The 17,378-nt window shown below is 32.3% G+C and carries 16 protein-coding genes; 11 read left to right on the top strand and 5 right to left on the bottom strand.

Going from position 1 to position 17,378, the window contains the following annotated elements; genetic code table 11:
• Positions 1-19 precede the first annotated feature (19 nt).
• On the top strand, positions 20-718 hold the full coding sequence (locus RG22_RS04360; protein ID WP_034041150.1) for a toxin-antitoxin system YwqK family antitoxin: 699 nt from the start codon (positions 20-22) through the stop codon (positions 716-718).
• 246 nt (positions 719-964) lie between these two features.
• Here the strand turns inward: RG22_RS04360 and RG22_RS17570 are convergent, their stop codons facing one another.
• Entirely contained in the window at positions 965-3,256 is a 2,292-nt protein-coding gene (locus RG22_RS17570) for a fasciclin domain-containing protein (RefSeq protein WP_081997672.1), read from the bottom strand.
• A gap of 177 nt (positions 3,257-3,433) precedes the next feature.
• On the opposite strand from RG22_RS17570, the gene mnmA reads away from it, so the two are divergent.
• The 4 genes from mnmA (at position 3,434) to RG22_RS04330 (ending at position 7,948) form a co-directional block, all read left to right on the top strand.
• On the top strand, positions 3,434-4,621 hold the full coding sequence (mnmA, locus tag RG22_RS04345) for a tRNA 2-thiouridine(34) synthase MnmA (protein WP_034041148.1): 1,188 nt from the start codon (positions 3,434-3,436) through the stop codon (positions 4,619-4,621).
• 21 nt (positions 4,622-4,642) lie between these two features.
• Positions 4,643-6,286 (top strand): S8 family serine peptidase, encoded by a 1,644-nt coding sequence (locus RG22_RS04340; RefSeq protein ID WP_034041146.1) that lies wholly within the window; start codon positions 4,643-4,645, stop codon positions 6,284-6,286.
• Positions 6,287-7,228 carry an NAD(P)H-dependent flavin oxidoreductase gene (locus RG22_RS04335; protein WP_034041145.1) on the top strand — a complete coding sequence of 314 codons (942 nt, stop codon included), beginning with the start codon at positions 6,287-6,289 and terminating at the stop codon, positions 7,226-7,228.
• Between the two features lie 114 nt (positions 7,229-7,342).
• On the top strand, positions 7,343-7,948 hold the full coding sequence (locus RG22_RS04330; RefSeq protein WP_034041144.1) for a helix-turn-helix domain-containing protein: 606 nt from the start codon (positions 7,343-7,345) through the stop codon (positions 7,946-7,948).
• A 2-nt stretch (positions 7,949-7,950) separates the two neighbouring features.
• Here the strand turns inward: RG22_RS04330 and RG22_RS04325 are convergent, their stop codons facing one another.
• The gene (locus tag RG22_RS04325; protein WP_052143637.1) at positions 7,951-8,889 is read right to left on the bottom strand and encodes a TolB-like translocation protein; all 939 of its coding nucleotides are present in this window, start codon (positions 8,887-8,889) and stop codon (positions 7,951-7,953) included.
• Positions 8,890-9,203: 314 nt separating this feature from the next.
• On the opposite strand from RG22_RS04325, the gene RG22_RS04320 reads away from it, so the two are divergent.
• From RG22_RS04320 to RG22_RS04310, 3 genes are read left to right on the top strand one after another with little or no spacing between them, the layout of a single operon-like run.
• Complete coding sequence (locus tag RG22_RS04320; RefSeq protein WP_034041143.1) at positions 9,204-10,580, top strand: MATE family efflux transporter; 1,377 nt, start codon at positions 9,204-9,206, stop codon at positions 10,578-10,580.
• A gap of 13 nt (positions 10,581-10,593) precedes the next feature.
• A complete protein-coding gene (locus RG22_RS04315) occupies positions 10,594-10,821 on the top strand; it encodes a hypothetical protein (protein ID WP_034041141.1) in 228 nt (75 codons plus the stop codon).
• Positions 10,822-10,835: 14 nt separating this feature from the next.
• Positions 10,836-11,405: a phosphatase PAP2 family protein gene (locus RG22_RS04310; RefSeq protein WP_034041139.1), complete on the top strand. Its 570-nt coding sequence runs from the start codon at positions 10,836-10,838 to the stop codon at positions 11,403-11,405.
• On the opposite strand, the gene meaB is transcribed toward RG22_RS04310, so the two are convergent.
• Together meaB and RG22_RS04300 are read right to left on the bottom strand one after the other, a co-directional pair.
• Positions 11,402-12,478 (bottom strand): methylmalonyl Co-A mutase-associated GTPase MeaB, encoded by a 1,077-nt coding sequence (gene meaB, locus RG22_RS04305; protein ID WP_034041137.1) that lies wholly within the window; start codon positions 12,476-12,478, stop codon positions 11,402-11,404. The two genes, RG22_RS04310 and meaB, sit on opposite strands and share 4 nt — an antisense overlap.
• A gap of 94 nt (positions 12,479-12,572) precedes the next feature.
• Positions 12,573-13,127 (bottom strand): DUF2911 domain-containing protein, encoded by a 555-nt coding sequence (locus RG22_RS04300; RefSeq protein ID WP_034041135.1) that lies wholly within the window; start codon positions 13,125-13,127, stop codon positions 12,573-12,575.
• A gap of 400 nt (positions 13,128-13,527) precedes the next feature.
• Between RG22_RS04300 and RG22_RS04295 the strand changes: the two genes are divergently transcribed.
• From RG22_RS04295 to RG22_RS04285, 3 genes are read left to right on the top strand one after another with little or no spacing between them, the layout of a single operon-like run.
• The gene (locus tag RG22_RS04295) at positions 13,528-14,079 is read left to right on the top strand and encodes an RNA polymerase sigma factor (RefSeq protein ID WP_034041133.1); all 552 of its coding nucleotides are present in this window, start codon (positions 13,528-13,530) and stop codon (positions 14,077-14,079) included.
• The gene (locus tag RG22_RS04290) at positions 14,063-14,632 is read left to right on the top strand and encodes a hypothetical protein (RefSeq protein ID WP_034041131.1); all 570 of its coding nucleotides are present in this window, start codon (positions 14,063-14,065) and stop codon (positions 14,630-14,632) included. The genes RG22_RS04295 and RG22_RS04290 overlap by 17 nt, the downstream gene beginning before the upstream one ends.
• A 10-nt stretch (positions 14,633-14,642) precedes the next feature.
• On the top strand, positions 14,643-16,178 hold the full coding sequence (locus RG22_RS04285; protein WP_156113343.1) for a hypothetical protein: 1,536 nt from the start codon (positions 14,643-14,645) through the stop codon (positions 16,176-16,178).
• A gap of 175 nt (positions 16,179-16,353) precedes the next feature.
• Here RG22_RS04285 and RG22_RS04280 read toward each other — a convergent pair whose 3' ends face one another.
• Positions 16,354-17,307: a Fic family protein gene (locus tag RG22_RS04280; protein ID WP_034041127.1), complete on the bottom strand. Its 954-nt coding sequence runs from the start codon at positions 17,305-17,307 to the stop codon at positions 16,354-16,356.
• Between the last annotated feature and the right edge of the window lie 71 nt (positions 17,308-17,378).

Here is a 17,378-nt window from a genome sequence, read left to right as displayed (position 1 = left end):
TTACATAAATCATTAAAAAATGAAACATACATTTATTTACTTATTGTTTTTTATTAGCTCACTAACTTTTGCACAAAGTATAAACCAATTTGATGCCAACGGAAAACGCCATGGTATTTGGAAAAAAACATTTCAAGACACCAATGTTTTAAGGTACGAAGGCGAATTTTTTCACGGTAAAGAAATAGGGTTGTTTAAGTTTTATAAAAACATAAAAAAGAAAGCAGTTTTAACTGCGACAAAACAGTTTAATAAAACTGACAATAAAGCTTATGTAAAGTTTTTATCTTCCAAAGGCAAGCTTATTAGCGAAGGACAAATGAATGGAAAAACCTATATAGGCGAATGGAAATACTATCAAAATAGAAATGATAATTTACTCACATTAGAACATTACAATTCTAAAGGCGTCTTAGATGGAGAACGCTTTGTGTATTATGAAAACGGACAGATTGCTGAAAAGCAAACCTATAAAAACGGAAAATTAGATGGTATTTCAGTTTGGTATTCGGAAAAGAATATTGTTCTAAAAGAATTTATTTATGAGAACGGAGAATTACACGGAGTTTCAAAATATTATAATCCTAAAGGTGAATTAATTACAGAAGGGCAATATAAAAAAGGAAAGAAGCATGGTATCTGGAAATACTATGAAAATGGTAAATTGATTGATAAAAAAGATTTTACTTATAAACCTAAGTACATTAAAAAGGAATAAAAATAGAGACTGCCCTAATGGGCAGCCTCCTCTTTTTCATAGACAAGTATTTTCCCTGTCTACAATCTAATAACCAAACTAACTTAACTAAATCAAATACTTTAATTTTGTTTATGGTGAAATGCAACTCTAAAATAGCTTTTGGTTATACAATTTGTTAATTTCACATTAACAGCGGTAATGTTAAATTGTATGTGTCTTTTAAAGTTGCAGAGCTTCACCATTTTATATCGCTGTTTTTTATTTTTAATTACTTGGTAGTAAAACTTTATTTACTACATGTATTACTCCATTACCAGCCTGAACATCTACCGCTACAATGCCAATATCAGAGTTTCCAGCGCCATCGGTAATATCAGCAATGTTATCACCAGTTGCTGGTAATGTAACCGTAATGTTGTCGCCTTGTAAACTTGCAGCAACAGTATCTCCATTTGGAGTTAAATCTCCAGAAGTTACATTTGCACCTCCAATAACATGATGCAATAATACTTGTGTTAACGCAGCTTCTTCTGGAATACTTGCTAACGCATCAAAAGCAGCATTAGTTGGTGCAAACACTGTGAAATTCGGATTAATACCATCACCATTCATACCTTCTGTTCTTGATAAAACTGCAGGAAAATCTGTAGTTGGAGTTAATGTAGTTAGGGCAGTAACTAGAGTTGAAAAATTAGGATCTGCCACTGCAAATGTTACTACAGTTGGAATACCTATTACTGCATCAACAGCATGTATAATACCATTGCTTGCAACTACATCGGCGGCAGCAACAGTAGAAACACCATTAAAAACAACACCATTATCTGTGTTATAGTATAAACTTAAATTGCTCATTCCTGGACCAGTAGCATTCGTGCTTGTATATCCAGCACCCGCAGTAACTAAATCGGTTGACATAGTTACGCCGCTTAAAACATGGTTTAATAATATATTAGATAGAGCATCAGTAGGTACATTAGCCAAAGGTGTTCCGTTTAAGAATGTTGCAAATGCAGCATCGTCTGGTGCTAATACTGTAAATGGTCCAGCTCCGCTTAATACGTTTACTAAATCGCCATCGGCAGCACCTAAAGCGGCAACTAAATTGCTAAAGCTTGGATTTGCTAAAGCATGATCTACAACTGTTGGTAATCCTATTACTTTATCAACTATATGAACTACACCATTAGTCGCCTCTACATCAGCAGTTGAAACTGTTGAAATTCCATTAAATTGTACACCGCTAGAAGTATTATAAAAAATACTCATTTTATTATCGCCTGCACCTGTTGCCATAGTTGATGTGTAACCAGATCCAGCGGCAACTAAATCTGTAGACATTACGCTTCCATCAATTACATGGTTTAAAAGTACTTGTGCTAAAACATCAGTTGGTACATCACCTAAAGCCGCAAAATTATTGTCTGTTAAAAAAGCTGCAAAGGCATCATTAGTTGGAGCTAATACTGTAAAAGGACCTTCTCCAGAAAGTACGTTTGCTAAATCGCCATCAGCAGCCTGTAAAGCAGCATATAGAATACTTAATTCGGGAGTATTATAAGCTTTACTAACTATATTTTCAGGTAGTTTTGGTAAAACTACTTTATCAATTACATGTATAACACCGTTAGCAGCTTGCACATCTGTAACTACTATCATGCTTACTCTTCCGTTTGAATCAGTTAATGTAGCGCCGCCAGTTACGTTAGCTGTTATATCGCCACCTAAGGTAGCTACCGTCATATTATCAGTTAAATTTGAAGCAAGTACGTTTGCACCAGCTACTGCGTGTAAATCTAAGGTTGCTTTCAGAGTTGGTTCATCAATATCATCTAAAGATGATGCTCCAAGCTCTGATAATAAACTTACAAAGGCATCATTTGTTGGTGCAAACACTGTAAATGGAGCAGGAGCTGTACCGTTTGGAGTTGACAGCGTGGTAACATAATCGAATGTTAAATCGCTTCTAGTTAGAGCTGATACTAATATAGAAAAAGTATTGTCAGCTAAAGCAAAATCAACAACAGTTGGTAAACCTATTACAGCATCCACTATATGGATAACACCGTTTGTCGCGTCAATATCTGCAGTTACAACATCTGAAACGCCATTCAAATTAACACCAGACGCAGTGTTTATGTAAATACTTAAATTGCTTTGAGTAGATGCTTCTGTTGCTAAAGTTTTACCGTACCCCTTAGTTAAACCAGATGATTTTAAATCTCCAGAGATTACATGATTTAATAATACTTGTTTTAATACATCCGCAGGTACATCATCCAAACTTGCAAAACCGTTGTCTGATAAAAATTTAGAAAATGCTTCATTTGTTGGTGCAAATACGGTAAATTTTTCACTTCCGTTTAATGTTTCTACAAGGTCTGCACGTTGTAATGCAGCTACTAAACTGCTTAGATCTGAATTAACAGATGCTATCCCTACAATGTTATCTTGTACTTTAAACAGAACTGGATTATCGTCATCACTACATGAGAGTGAAAATGCTGCTACTAGAGTAAGCAGTACTACTTTTTTTAATGCTGTTAATGTTTTCATTTTTTTATGATTTTTATTTTGTTCAACAAATATAAATAAAAGTTAAACATAAATTCAAATTTTGTTCAAACTTTTTTTGAAAAAAATAAACAAAATGTATTTCATCGATGTTTTCATAAGGCTATAAAAACTCTAATTTTCTTTATTTATGCTTATCTTTGTAGCCAATTTTTAATTATGAAACGAGTAATAATAGGGCTTTCAGGTGGTGTAGACTCTAGTGTTGCAGCTTATTTGTTAAAGCAGCAAGGGTATGAGGTTATAGGTTTGTTTATGAAAAACTGGCATGACGATTCTGTTACCATTTCTAACGAATGTCCTTGGTTAGACGATAGTAACGATGCCATGTTAGTTGCTGAAAAATTAGGAATACCTTTTCAAACAGTAGATTTAAGCGAGCAATATAAAGAGCGTATTGTAGATTATATGTTTAACGAATACGAAAAAGGCAGAACACCAAACCCAGATGTACTTTGTAATAGAGAGATTAAGTTTGATGTTTTTATGAAGATTGCTTTAGAACTTGGTGCAGATTATGTTGCTACGGGGCATTATTGCAGAAAAGGAACTATTCAAAAAAATGGTAAAGATATTTATCAATTACTTGCTGGAGTTGATGATAATAAAGATCAGTCGTATTTTTTATGCCAATTATCGCAAGAGCAATTGGCAAAATCGTTATTTCCTATCGGCGAATTAACAAAACCAGAAGTTAGAGATATAGCCACTAAATTAGATTTAGTTACAGCTGAAAAGAAAGATTCTCAAGGACTTTGCTTTATAGGTAAAGTAAAACTACCAGATTTTTTACAGCAGCAACTTAAACCAAAAGAAGGTGTTATTGTCGAGGTTTCAAAAGAACAGGAATTTTTTAATGAAACGATTCCAGAATTTCAATCTGAAGAAGAAAAACTAAAATATTTGTCCAGAAAAATTGATTATAAAATAGAAGACGGCAAAATTGTTGGCAAACATCAAGGGGCACATTATTTTACAAAAGGGCAACGTAAAGGGCTTGCTGTTGGCGGAACGGTTGAACCTTTATTTGTAATTGATACCGATGTAAATGAGAATATAATTTATACCGGACAAGGTAAAGCGCATCCAGGTTTATACAAAAAAGCCCTGTTTGTTACTAATGAAGAATTGCATTGGGTTCGTGAAGATTTAGCTTTAAAAGTTGATGAAACTATGCAGGTTAATGCTAGAATACGTTACCGTCAATCACTTCAAAAAGCAACTTTACACAAAGTAGACAGTGGATTGTATGTTGAGTTTGAAGCATTACAATCTGCCATTACCGAAGGGCAGTTCGTAGCTTGGTATTTAAATGATGAATTAATAGGTTCTGGAGTAATTTCGTAAATTGCCAATAAAACACCAATTATGGCGAAGAAATTATTCCTTTTTTGCATTTTAAATTTTCAGTTTTTTTTATTTGCCCAACAAGAAGATGCTTGGGTATATTTAACAGACAAACCTACCGATACGTATCCCATTAACGATCCTTCAGCATTTCTTACCCAAAAGGCCATTGATAGAAAAGCTAAACACGGGGTAACAATTGATGTTAGAGACGTTCCAGTAAACGAATTATATATTACAGCACTAAAAAATGCCACGGGAATTACAGTTATGGCAAAGTCTAAATGGTTTAATGCGGTACACATTAGGGGAACTGAAACCAATATAAATGATTTGCGAATAAACCCATCAACATCATCGTTTTTAGACCGCATTGATTTTGCTGATAAAAGTTTAAATACTACTAAAATAATTAAAGAAAAAGCAATATTTAAAATCAAGGATAAATTTGAAGTTGAAAAAGCATTTGTAAATTTTACTTATGGCAATACTCAAAATCAAGTAGATATGATTAATGTTGATGATTTACATGTTGCAGATTATACAGGCGACGGTGTTACGATTGCAATACTTGATGCGGGATTTATAAATGTGAATATAATGGGGGCTTTTCAGCGTATAAGGGATGCTGGAGATTTACTAGGGGGTTATGATTTTGTAAGCAGAAACCCAGATGTTTATGCTAATACTTCCAGTTCACATGGTACTCAAGTTTTAAGTACTATGGCTGGTTATATTTTAAATAGTTATGTAGGTACTGCACCAGATGCATCATATTATTTATTTATAACTGAAGATAGTAGTGACGAAAACCCTATTGAAGAAAGTTATTGGGTTGAAGCTGTTGAGCGAGCAGATAGCTTGGGGGTAGATTTAATAAACACATCTTTGGGTTATAAAGATTATTCTCCAAATTACCCGAATTACAGTTATACTTCAGCTCAAATGGATGGTAATACAGCTTTTATTACTAAAGGAGCTAACATTGCTTTTGAAAAAGGTTTGTTATTGGTTACTTCTGCTGGTAATGAAGGGGATTCTGGTGTTGGTGCGCCTGCCGATTCTCAATATACATTAGCTATTGGTGCTGTAAATTCGGCTGGGAGTTATGCCACATTTAGCTCTGTCGGTAGTGCTACTCAGCCTTCTCAAAAGCCAGATGTAGTTGCTCAAGGTCAGTCGTCTGCTGTAATAAATCCTAGTAACAGTATTGGTACTAATAATGGAACATCATTTAGTTCACCAATTTTAGCTGGTGGGATTGCATGTTTAATGCAAGCCTTACCAAATAAAACGAATGCTGAAATTATGCAGTTGGTTCGAGAATCGGGTTCTCAATTTAGTACTCCAGATTTTCAATTGGGTTATGGTATTCCTAATTTAATGGATGCACTTAATAGTTCATTATCGGTTGATGATTTTGGAAAGATGAATGATATATCAATTTATCCTAATCCTGGAAAAGAGTTTATTTACTTTAAAATACCTTCAATCGAAAACAAGTTAACAATTACCTTTTTTGATGTTTTAGGCAAGCAGATTTTGCAGTATTCAATTAATAGTGCCAATAATCAGGTTGATATTTCTTCATTATCAAAAGGCATTTACATTATCAATGCTAAATCTAAAAACAACGTAAAGTCTTTTAAATTTATAAAGAATTAGATGCCAAATAAAATTACCGAATTATTCAACATTAAATATCCCATTATTCAAGCAGGAATGATTTGGAATAGTGGATGGAAATTAGCTTCAGCTTCTAGTAACGCTGGTGTTTTAGGACTAATTGGAGCTGGAAGCATGTACCCAGAAGTATTACGTGAACATATTCAAAAATGTAAGAATGCAACACAAAAGCCGTTTGGAGTAAATGTACCAATGTTGTATCCGAACATTCAGGAAATTATGGATATTATTGTTGAAGAAGAGGTTGAAATTGTTTTCACTTCAGCAGGAAACCCAAAAACTTGGACATCTTGGTTACAAGATAAAGGTATAACCGTTGCGCATGTAGTAAGTAGTGTTAAGTTTGCTTTAAAAGCACAAGAAGCAGGCGTTGACGCTATTGTAGCTGAAGGTTTTGAAGCTGGTGGGCATAACGGTAGAGATGAAACTACAACATTAGCACTTATTCCTATGGTTAAAGAGCAGATAAAAGTTCCATTGATCGCTGCAGGTGGAATTGCCACAGGAAAAGCGATGTTAGCAACCATGATTCTAGGAGCCGATGGCGTGCAAGTAGGAAGCCGATTTGTAGCTAGTGAAGAAAGTTCGGCACACATTGATTTTAAGCGAGTTGTTGTTGATGCCAAAGAAGGCGATACCCAATTAACTTTGAAAGAATTAGCTCCTGTAAGATTAATTAAGAATAAATTTTATAACGATATTCAGCAATTATATAAAGTTTCTCCAACACCAGAACAATTAAAAGAGTTATTAGGACGAGCGCGAGCAAAACATGGCATGTTTGAAGGCGATTTAGAAGAAGGCGAATTAGAAATTGGGCAAATAGCAGGATTAATTCACGATATAAAACCTGTGGCTAAAATAGTTGAGGATATAATGAATGAATTTGAAATTGCTAAAAAAGAAGTTTCTGAACTATAATTTTTCAATTGAATATTTGTGTTTGGCGTATATGACGTAAGAATGACATATGCTTGACGGTATCAATCATACAACAGGAAACTACATTTGTTCTAAATAATTTATACTACTAAAATGAAGAACAAAAATTTAGCAAACCGAGTTAAAGAATTAAGAAAGAGAAAAGGGTTTTCTCAAGAAGAGTTAACTGAAATTTCAGGTTTAAGTTTAAGAACTATTCAAAGAATAGAAAATGGCGAAACCGAACCACGAGGTGATACTTTTAAGCGATTAGCAAATGCACTAAATGTTACACCCGATGAGTTAGTTGATTGGACTTTACAAGAAGATAAGGGCTACTTGCAGGCTTTAAATTTGTCTGCTCTTTCTTTTTTGTTTTTTCCATTATTAGGTATAATTATTCCATTGATTATGTGGATTTCTAAAAAAGATAAATTAAAAAATGTAAATGTTTTGGCGAAATCAATTATTAATTTTCAAATAACTTGGATAATAATTTTTTCTGTTGGCTTTATTTGTAATGCATTATTATTGACCAATAAATTAGATACTACTGGAGTGATAAGTCCAACAATAATTATTAATAATTTGAGAAATCAGATGATTCTTGTGGTAGTAATGTATTGCTTTAACTTCATAATGATTCTTATTAATTCTTACAGAATTTATAAAGAAAAAAATATTAGGTATTTTCCAAAAATTAATTTTCTAAGAGTCTAAAATTAATTTTTAAACGCATTAGAATTAAAAGTAATCTTATACAATCTACTCAGTCCATTATCGTATTTGTTAAATTCATCAAGTAAATCTTCAATGGATTGAGGTTTTTCAAATTTAGTTTTTGTGTTATCTAATTTACTTGTAAAGTAAAGGGTGTTGGTTTTTATATCTACAAATGGGCAATAATCCATTTTTGTTGAATTTATTTTATCACCTAAGTTTTTAGCTTTTGTCCAGCCCTCAATTGTATTATAGCTTATATATAAATCGCCACTACCCAAACCATCTTTTCTGTTATAACAGCCATAAATTAAGTAAGATTCATCAGGAGCAATAAACGCATTGTATTCGTATCCTTCAGAATTAATAGTGTTTGGTAATACTTTGGGTTCATTTAATTTTCCATTAATGTTTTCACTCATATAAATATCATCCTTTTGTTTTAACTTAGGGTTATCTCGTGTAAAGTAAAAATTTCCATTTTTAGCTATTGATGGATAAAATTCTCCATGTTCTGTATTTATAGGGCTTCCCATATTTATTGGTTTAGACCAATTGCTTTTTAAATCATGTCGCTCTACAAACCAAATATCAAAATCTTTGGGTGTATTGTTTGAGTGATCTAATGGTCTTGTCGATACAAAATAAAGCTTTAAACCATCGTGAGAAAAGAAAGGCTCTAAATCGAAAAACTGACCAGAAAATGATGCTACTTTGGGATTACTCCATTCTCCGCTTTCTTTTGTTATAGTAATAATAGCCGATGTATTTCCCATAACACTTTGTGCAGAGAACATAATTTCATTTCCGTTAGGAGCAATGGCAATATCTCTTACATTTGGAAATTGTTTTACAATATCTTCTAAAAAAGGAGTAATGGTTTGTTGAGAAAAACCAAAAAAGATATTGAAAGTAAAAAAGAGTATTAATAAATGTTTCATAAAAAACAGTATTTATCACAATATACTAAAAGTGATAATTCAAAATTCTAAAAGGAATGTTAATTAGAAATAAAAAGGAGGAAATTAATTTCCTCCTTAATAATGAAACGATAAGCCATAATATTTTTAATCCCTATAAAATAATGCTATTATGTTTCTAAGTGCTATAAATTGTTAGTTAGAGAATGCTTTTTAAAGCGTGACGAATGTATGAAAATACTTCTGTAAAATGTTTAAAAATTATATTGAGTTATTAACATTTAAAAGAATATTACAAAATTGGTAAACACAATGCATAAGTTTACTTTTGCATCATGCAATTAAAAAATTACACAAAAGAATTTAAATACAATTGGCAATTGGCAGCACCAGTTATGCTAGGAATGTTAGGGCACACTTTTGTTAGCTTTATTGACAATATTATGGTTGGTCAATTAGGAACTGCAGAACTTGCTGCTGTATCTTTGGGTAATAGTTTTATGTTTATTGCTATGTCTTTGGGTATTGGTTTTTCAACAGCCATAACACCTTTAGCTGCTGAAGCTGATGCGGAGGAGGATTTTGCTAAAGGGAAATCGTCATTTAAACACGGTTTATTTTTATGTACTGTTTTAGGTATTTTATTATTTCTAGTTGTATTTTTTGCAAAACCACTTATGTATTTAATGAAGCAACCTGTTGAGGTTGTAGAATTGGCTATTCCGTATTTAGATTTAGTGGCTTTTTCATTAATTCCACTTATAGTTTTCCAAGGTTTTAAACAGTTTAGTGATGGATTATCTATGACTAAATACCCTATGTATGCTACTGTTTTAGCAAATATTATAAATGTGCTTTTAAACTATATTTTGATTTTTGGAAAGTTCGGATTTCCAGAATTAGGAATTGTTGGTGCTGCCTATGGGACTTTAATATCAAGATTTATTATGGTTTGGTATTTATGGTTTTTATTAAAAGGAAAAGAAAAATCGAAAACCTTTGTAACCAATATCAAGTTTTTTGTGCTTAATAAATTAATGCTTAAAAAAATTATAAATCTAGGCGCTCCAAGTGCAATGCAAATGTTTTTTGAAGTAGCTATTTTTACTGCAGCAATATGGTTAAGTGGCCTATTAGGTAAAAACCCGCAAGCGGCAAACCAAATTGCACTAAACTTGTCTTCTATGACGTTTATGATTGCTATGGGGTTAAGTGTAGCATCTATGGTTAGAGTTGGTAATCAAAAAGGATTGAAAAAATATTTTGAGTTACGCCGTATTGCATTTTCTCTATTTTTAATGGGAACCATATTTGCTGTCGGTTTTGCCATTATTTTCTTCGCATTTCATACTCAGTTGCCAAAAATATATGTCGATTTTGACGATGCTAAAAACTTAGTTGATAATATCGAGGTAGTTTCAATTGCTTCAAAATTATTAATAGCTGCTGCAATTTTTCAAATAAGTGATAGTATTCAGGTTGTTGTTTTAGGTGCTTTACGCGGATTGCAAGATGTTAAAATACCAACTATTATTACCTTTATTTCGTATTGGCTAATTGGCTTCCCTATAAGTTGGTTTTTTGGTAAAGAAGAAGCTTATGGAAGTTTTGGTATTTGGTTAGGATTACTAGCAGGTTTAACAACAGCTGCTATTTTATTATATATTCGATTTAATTATCTAACTAAAAAGTTAATTTTGTCTAATAACTAATAATTTTCAAAAAATGACACTTCCAAAGTTTATACTCGGTGATAATACAGAATATCCAAATGCTATTTATGTAATTCATACGGAATTCCCTAGGTTTATTATTAATCTTGAAGATGATGAAGTAGAATGGTTTGAAGATTTTGATGCAGATGATGAAAAAGAATTAGAAACCGAAACAGAAACTGCCATAAAATTAGCTACCGAGTTTTACGACAATGAAATCGCAAAGTATAAAGATTAAACCTATAACTATAAATGATAGATCAGCTTTTAGAATATGACACCGAACTCTTTTTGTTTTTAAACAACTTGGGTGCCGAATCGTGGGATAATTTATGGCTGGTTATAACAGACAAACTTGCATCAATACCATTATATGCTTTTCTGTTATTTCTGTTATATAAAAAATTTGGAGCTAAATCTCTATTGATTTTTGTTTTGGTTGTGGCTTTAATGATAACGTTTACTGATCAAATAACTAATGTTTTTAAACGTGGTTTTATGCGTCCGCGACCATGTGGGGAAGCCGATTTAATAGACCAAATGCGTTTTATAGCAGTACGTTGTGGAAAATATGGTTTCTTCTCTGGGCATGCATCAAACTCAATGGCAGTAGCTGTATTCGCTGGACTAATGCTTAAAACGTATTATAAAAACCTCATTTTTATTTTATTGTTTTGGAGTGCTGTTTTAGCATATAGCAGAATTTATGTTGGCGTGCATTATCCACTGGATGTTATTTGCGGATTAACTTTTGGAGCCATTTCTGGGTTTTTATTTTATAAATTAGCAAAGCATCTTTTAAAACGATATGTAAAATGTTAGTGCGTAAGATTCAACAAATAATAAGCAGCGGCAAAAGGGGTGGTTTTGTTATTTTCTATTAAATGTAATTGTGTTGCCAACTCTTTTTTAATATCTGGTCGGTTAAAAAAATCAGATTTTAATTGCTCTTCAATGGTTTGAATAAGCCAAAACTTATTTTGTTCATTTCTTTTGGTGTAGAAATAATTATTTTTAGTAGTGATTTCAATATACTCTTTAATAACATTCCAAATAGTATCAATCCCTTCGTTTTTTATTGCACTGCACAGCATTACTTTAGGTTGCCAATCCGAGTTTTTTTGAGGGTAGAGGTGAAGAGCTCTGTTGAATTCTACCTTAGCAAGTTTGGCAGGTTTTAAATTATCGCCATCGGCTTTGTTAATTGCAATAGTATCTGCCATTTCTATAATACCACGCTTAATACCTTGTAGTTCGTCGCCAGCACCAGCTAGTTTCAATAATAAAAAGAAATCGACCATACTGTGTACGCTAGTTTCACTTTGCCCAACGCCAACGGTTTCAATAATAATAACATCAAAACCAGCAGCCTCACATAAAATAATACTTTCACGTGTTTTTCTGGCAACACCACCAAGCGATTTTCCTGATGCAGACGGACGGATATACGCATTCTCGTCTTTAACTAATTCTTCCATTCGGGTTTTATCGCCTAAAATGCTACCTTTTGTAAGCGAGCTACTGGGGTCAATTGCTAAAACCGCAACACGTTTTCCTAAAGTGGTTAAATGTTTGCCAAAGGTTTCAATAAAGGTGCTTTTTCCAACTCCAGGAACACCAGTTATGCCTATTCTAATGGAGTTGTTAGCGTGTGGTAAACACTGTTTTATAATACTATTTGCAATATCTAAATGCTCTACGTTTTTACTTTCAACTAAAGTAATAGCTCTACTTAACGCCGTTATATCTTTTTTTAAGATGGATGCTACTAAAGTTTTTGAGTTGATTTTAGTATTCCGTTTCTTTTTTATGTTTTTAATAGAAGTGCTATTGGTAATTTCTGACTGAGAAACGCCTTCATTTTCTTTTAAAGCTGATTTTTTTTCTTTTGCCACGAATACACAAATGTTTGTCTAATTTACAATAATATTTCAATCAGCTGTTTTTAATTTAAAGGTGATAATAAACTGGTTACTGCCAACTAAATACTCATTTTAACGGCACTGAAACTTTTACATCATCCCAAGCCAAGGTTAAAAAAAGGTTATCTGTTGAGTTATCGAAGGCTATAGTAAATTGTTCAACCGTAGTGTCAAGTTTTTCAACGGGAATATCAACATTTAAAACATCGTAATTAGGATCCCAATACGGTTTCATTTCGTTAGTAACACCCCAAGGATATTGCTTTGAGTTAAATATTACAGTCCAAACACTATCTTTTGGTACAGTCCAAAGTGTGTATTTTCCTTTTGGTAAAGGCATACCATTAACATCGAGTGTTTGATTGGTTTCAAATGTCGTCGCTTCGTTGGCACCTGTTCGCCATACTTGATTAAATGGCACCAATGCACCAAAAACTTCACGGTCTTTTTTCGATGGTCTGTTATAAAATACCTCCAGTTTTAAATCATTTAACTTGAATTCTACAGTATCTTTAGGGCTTAACCGACTTGCGAAAATATTTTCAACAAAATAAGAATATAAAAAAAGCCCTAAAGCAATAAATGATAATATAAATAAAACGCGTTTTAAAAAGGTATTCATAGAGAGTAATTTATTATGAGCTAAAGATACTTTAAAAAGTAATAATTAATAAAATTGAAACGCAGATTTATTTAGCTTTGTTGTGTAATTATTTTTTTGATGGATGACAGATGATATATAGCCATCATAAATTGAAATTTCGATAGCTGTTTAACACTGTCATTTGTAGATTAGCACGCGTTAAGGATAGTAGCGACACCCTTTTATTTGGTGACTGAGGATCTCGAAGTTACCAAATAAAAGATATAGCGGATAGCCCGACCTGCCATCTTGAGCGTAGTCGAAAGGCTAGGGTAACGCCCAAATTTTTATTATTCTGAAAAAAACATTCATTTTTGCAACACGACACTTTTTTTGTCGTCTTTTATAATGACTAACTTAAACCAAAAGTAGAATTAGCATGTTTAAAGTTGACATTATTGAACAATGTAAACAAAACAATCGTAAAGCACAATTGCAGTTATACAACCAGTACTGCGACGGGATGTATATTGTGGCAAACCGATTTTTAAAAGATGCTAATGATGCCGAAGATGTGGTGCAAGAGGCCTTTATAAAAGCGTTTTCTAAACTGCATCAATATAAAGCAGAAGTTACTTTTGGTGCATGGTTAAAACGTATTGTTGTTAATAAAAGTATTGATTTCTTAAAATCTAAAAAGCAAAAACTTGTTGAATTGGATGAGGTGCATCTAAAAGTTATTGATACAGAAGTTGAGGACAAATGGTTAGTAGAAGATGCCATTACATTAAATGATGTAAAAAAGGCAATTAATAATTTACCAGATAAATACCAATATGTGGTGATGCTGTATTTAATTGAAGGTTACGATCATCAAGAAATTTCGGAGATTATAAATATTACGGAAGTTGCATCACGAACACAATTATCGAGAGGTAAAGCAAAATTACAAGAACTGTTAACACTTAAAAAAAATGGCACGAGATATTAGAGAATTATTTAAGGATGATAAAGTATTGAACGAAAAGATGCCAAAAAATCATCAAGATAGATTTCTTGAAAAGCTAGATAAAGCATTTCCTAAAAAGCGAAAATCTAATTTTAATTGGTTACAAATAGCTGCTAGTGTAGTGGTGCTTTTAGGGTTTAGTTTTGGCGCGTATAATTATTTTCAAACAGAAAAGCCTATTGAGGTTGCAACAATTAATCCGGTTGAAACTAAAACTTTGGGAGATGTGTCACCAGGTTTAAAAAAGGTTGAAGACTATTATTTGGCAAGTATAAATTTGGAGTTATCTAAAATGGAATATACACCAGAAACTAAAGCTATTTTTGATGGTTATTTATTACAGTTAGATGAGCTTGATAAAGAATACCAACGCTTATCGTTAGAATTAACTGAGTCTGGACCCAGTGAATTAACAGTAAATGCATTAATTGATAATTTGAAATTTCGTTTAAATCTTTTGCATCGTTTACGGTCGCAATTAAAAGTATTTAAAACTTCTGATGATAACATTGAAGAAGAAAAACAATCCATCTAAAAATCAAAAAATGAACAAGACAATTATAAAAATAAAACAATTTGCTTTGGTGTTTTTTATATCGAGCGGTTTATATGCTCAAGAAAAACTAACTAAAGTATCGCAATCTATTAAAGTAGATAAAGATGTTACCATCGATTTAAACACAAGCCATTGTAACATTGTATTCGACACTTGGAATAAAGGCACAGTAGAAATTGAAGCTTACATTGAAAGCGAAGATTTAACTAAAGAAGAATTGCAAGAAGTCTTAAAAGACTGGGGTGTAAATGTTTACGGATCGCAAGATATGGTTTCAATAAAAACCAAAGGGCATACATCTACAGTTTGGGCTTATAGTAATACTGGAGATAGTGAAGCTGTACAAGCCGTATTGAAAGAATTAAAATATGAATTGGCAGATTTACCAGAAATGAATTTCGATTTCCATTTCGAGATGCCAGACTTACCAGAAATACCTGAGTTACCCGAAATGCCAGAACTACCTGAATTACCAGAAGGTGTGCATCAATTCCATTTTGATTATAAAGCCTATAAAAAAGATGGTGAAAAATATTTGGAAGAATATACCAAAAATTTTGAAAAGAGGTTTGGTAAAGATTATGAAAAGAAAATGGAAGCATGGGGCGAAAAATTCGGTAAAGAATGGGGTGAGAAATATGGCAAGCAAATGGAAGCATGGGCTAAAAAGTTTGAAAACAAATGGGATAGTGAAGAATATGCTAAAAAAATGGAAGCATGGGGTAAACGTTTTGCAGAACGAATGGAGGGTCAAGCAGAACGATTAGAAGCACATAAAGAACGAACTGAAGCTCAAAAAGCGCATAAAGAAAGAGCTGAAGAACACGCCAAAACCCACAAAGCACGTACAGAAGAACATAAAAAGCATGCTAAAGAGCGTAAAAAACTATCAGACGAGCGTCGTGTTTTAATTGAACGATTGGTTAATAAAAAATCAAACTCAAAAGTTAAGAAAACCATCAAAATTAAAATGCCAAAAGGCGCTAAATTAAAAGTTAATGTAAGACATGGCGAAATAGAATTCGCTGCTAATATTGAAAATTTAGAAGCAGATTTATCGCATACCAAATTTACAGCACTAAGCATTAATGGAAGTAGAACTTCCATTAATGCTTCTTATTCGCCAGTTTATGTAACACATTGGAATTTAGGAGAGTTGAATTTAAAACACGTTGAAAATGCAGAGTTAAATAATGTAAAGCAATTGGTGTTAACTTCTAATTCTTCAAATATAGAAATACAAAATTTATTGGGTAGTGCCATTATTGATGGTAGTATTGGCGACCTTAAAATTTTAAAAATAGATGATACATTTACAAACTTAAACGTTATTCTTCAAAATAGTGATGCCGTTATAACACTACCAAAAGTAAATTATAATTTGCAGTATAAAGGCACACGTACACGCTTTAAACACCCAGAAAAGCCTATAGAAAATAACATATCTTCGTTTACTACTAATAACACCGAAACCAACAAAACCATTGTGGTTAATGCAAAGTACAGCAATGTGGTTATGCAGTAGTGTTTTCTTCTCTAATTTCAGAAATTCTTTTTTATTTTTTTGGGCGTTACGTTACCCTAACCCTTCGACTGCACTCAGTGTGACACGCTCAGAGCAAGTGGTTAGGCTGGTAGTTTGTCTTGAGCATAGTCGAGGTTGTATCTTTTTAAATGTTATATCCGCATGTTGTGCCCAGTTATTTTAATTTATAAATTGTTTTATTCTTTTCTCCAATTTTCCCAAATAGATTTAGTTCCACACCTTTTTTTAAATCTCTACTAGCTGTTGCTGAAGAAATATCTTTAAAAACATCCATATAATTCTTTCTAGTAAACTCAGTTTTATTCAAAGAAACAAAATACTCTAATCTATCATTTTCATTTAATGTTCTATTGTTGAAATCCAATAAATCGCTTATTGAAATATCAATTACACTTAACATATATTCAATAAATTTTGTTGATTTTCCAGATTTGTCACTTTCAGCTAAAGCTTTGTAATATTTTTCTTGGTCGTTACTAATTAAGGTTTCAAAAGGTAAAAACTCAAAGACTGGATATTTTTCCATTAAAATTAAAGTTTGCCACAATCGTCCCATTCTACCATTTCCATCTAAAAAAGGATGTATAAATTCCATTTCGTAATGGAAAACACAACTTTTAATTAATTCTATTTCGTCTGATTTTTGCAAGTATTCAAAAAGATCTTTCATTAAGTATGGAACATTTTCAAAAGGAGGTGCTAAATGTTCTACTTTTAAACCTTTAACAATTCCGACACTTTGGGATCTATATTTTCCAGCATCCTGAATCAGACTTTCCATCAAGTTTTGATGAGCTTTTAAAAAAGATTTTTCTTGTGAAGGATTATATGAATCTAAATTTTCATAGATTTTAATTGCATTTAAAACTTCAACAACATCTTTTTTTGGACCAATAACTCTCTTGTTTTCTAGAAGTGCAGTTATTTGTTCTTCAGTAAGTGTGTTCCCTTCAATTTTCAAAGAAGAATGAATAGTTTTAATTCTATTCTGTTTTCTTAATTTAGTTGAAGGCTTGTTCAATAAATTTGCATTTACTTCACCAATTTTTTCTGAAATGGAAGTTATTAATTTTAAAATTGATGGTGTTATTTCGTAAGGTGGCTTCATTTATGATACTATCATTTGATACTATCAAAGATACAATCATTTTAACTCTAATTATGAAATTAAACGAAATT

Source organism: Wocania ichthyoenteri Th78, assembly GCF_000789235.1.
GTDB lineage: Bacteria > Bacteroidota > Bacteroidia > Flavobacteriales > Flavobacteriaceae > Wocania_A > Wocania_A ichthyoenteri.
The sequence above is the reverse complement of the archived record's forward strand: the minus strand, read 5'-3'. Positions and strand labels throughout refer to the sequence as shown.

Bases quoted from the DNA above. Each gene is read 5' to 3' on its own strand.
- RG22_RS04320 (WP_034041143.1), top strand. From the start codon at position 9,204: ATGCAATTAAAAAATTACACAAAAGAATTTAAATACAATTGGCAATTG.
- mnmA (WP_034041148.1), top strand. From the start codon at position 3,434: ATGAAACGAGTAATAATAGGGCTTTCAGGTGGTGTAGACTCTAGTGTT.
- RG22_RS04300 (WP_034041135.1), bottom strand. From the start codon at position 13,127: ATGAATACCTTTTTAAAACGCGTTTTATTTATATTATCATTTATTGCT.
- RG22_RS17570 (WP_081997672.1), bottom strand. From the start codon at position 3,256: ATGAAAACATTAACAGCATTAAAAAAAGTAGTACTGCTTACTCTAGTA.
- RG22_RS04280 (WP_034041127.1), bottom strand. From the start codon at position 17,307: ATGAAGCCACCTTACGAAATAACACCATCAATTTTAAAATTAATAACT.
- RG22_RS04330 (WP_034041144.1), top strand. From the start codon at position 7,343: ATGAAGAACAAAAATTTAGCAAACCGAGTTAAAGAATTAAGAAAGAGA.
- RG22_RS04290 (WP_034041131.1), top strand. From the start codon at position 14,063: ATGGCACGAGATATTAGAGAATTATTTAAGGATGATAAAGTATTGAAC.
- RG22_RS04325 (WP_052143637.1), bottom strand. From the start codon at position 8,889: ATGAAACATTTATTAATACTCTTTTTTACTTTCAATATCTTTTTTGGT.
- RG22_RS04335 (WP_034041145.1), top strand. From the start codon at position 6,287: ATGCCAAATAAAATTACCGAATTATTCAACATTAAATATCCCATTATT.
- RG22_RS04315 (WP_034041141.1), top strand. From the start codon at position 10,594: ATGACACTTCCAAAGTTTATACTCGGTGATAATACAGAATATCCAAAT.
- RG22_RS04285 (WP_156113343.1), top strand. From the start codon at position 14,643: ATGAACAAGACAATTATAAAAATAAAACAATTTGCTTTGGTGTTTTTT.
- RG22_RS04360 (WP_034041150.1), top strand. From the start codon at position 20: ATGAAACATACATTTATTTACTTATTGTTTTTTATTAGCTCACTAACT.
- RG22_RS04310 (WP_034041139.1), top strand. From the start codon at position 10,836: ATGATAGATCAGCTTTTAGAATATGACACCGAACTCTTTTTGTTTTTA.
- RG22_RS04295 (WP_034041133.1), top strand. From the start codon at position 13,528: ATGTTTAAAGTTGACATTATTGAACAATGTAAACAAAACAATCGTAAA.
- RG22_RS04340 (WP_034041146.1), top strand. From the start codon at position 4,643: ATGGCGAAGAAATTATTCCTTTTTTGCATTTTAAATTTTCAGTTTTTT.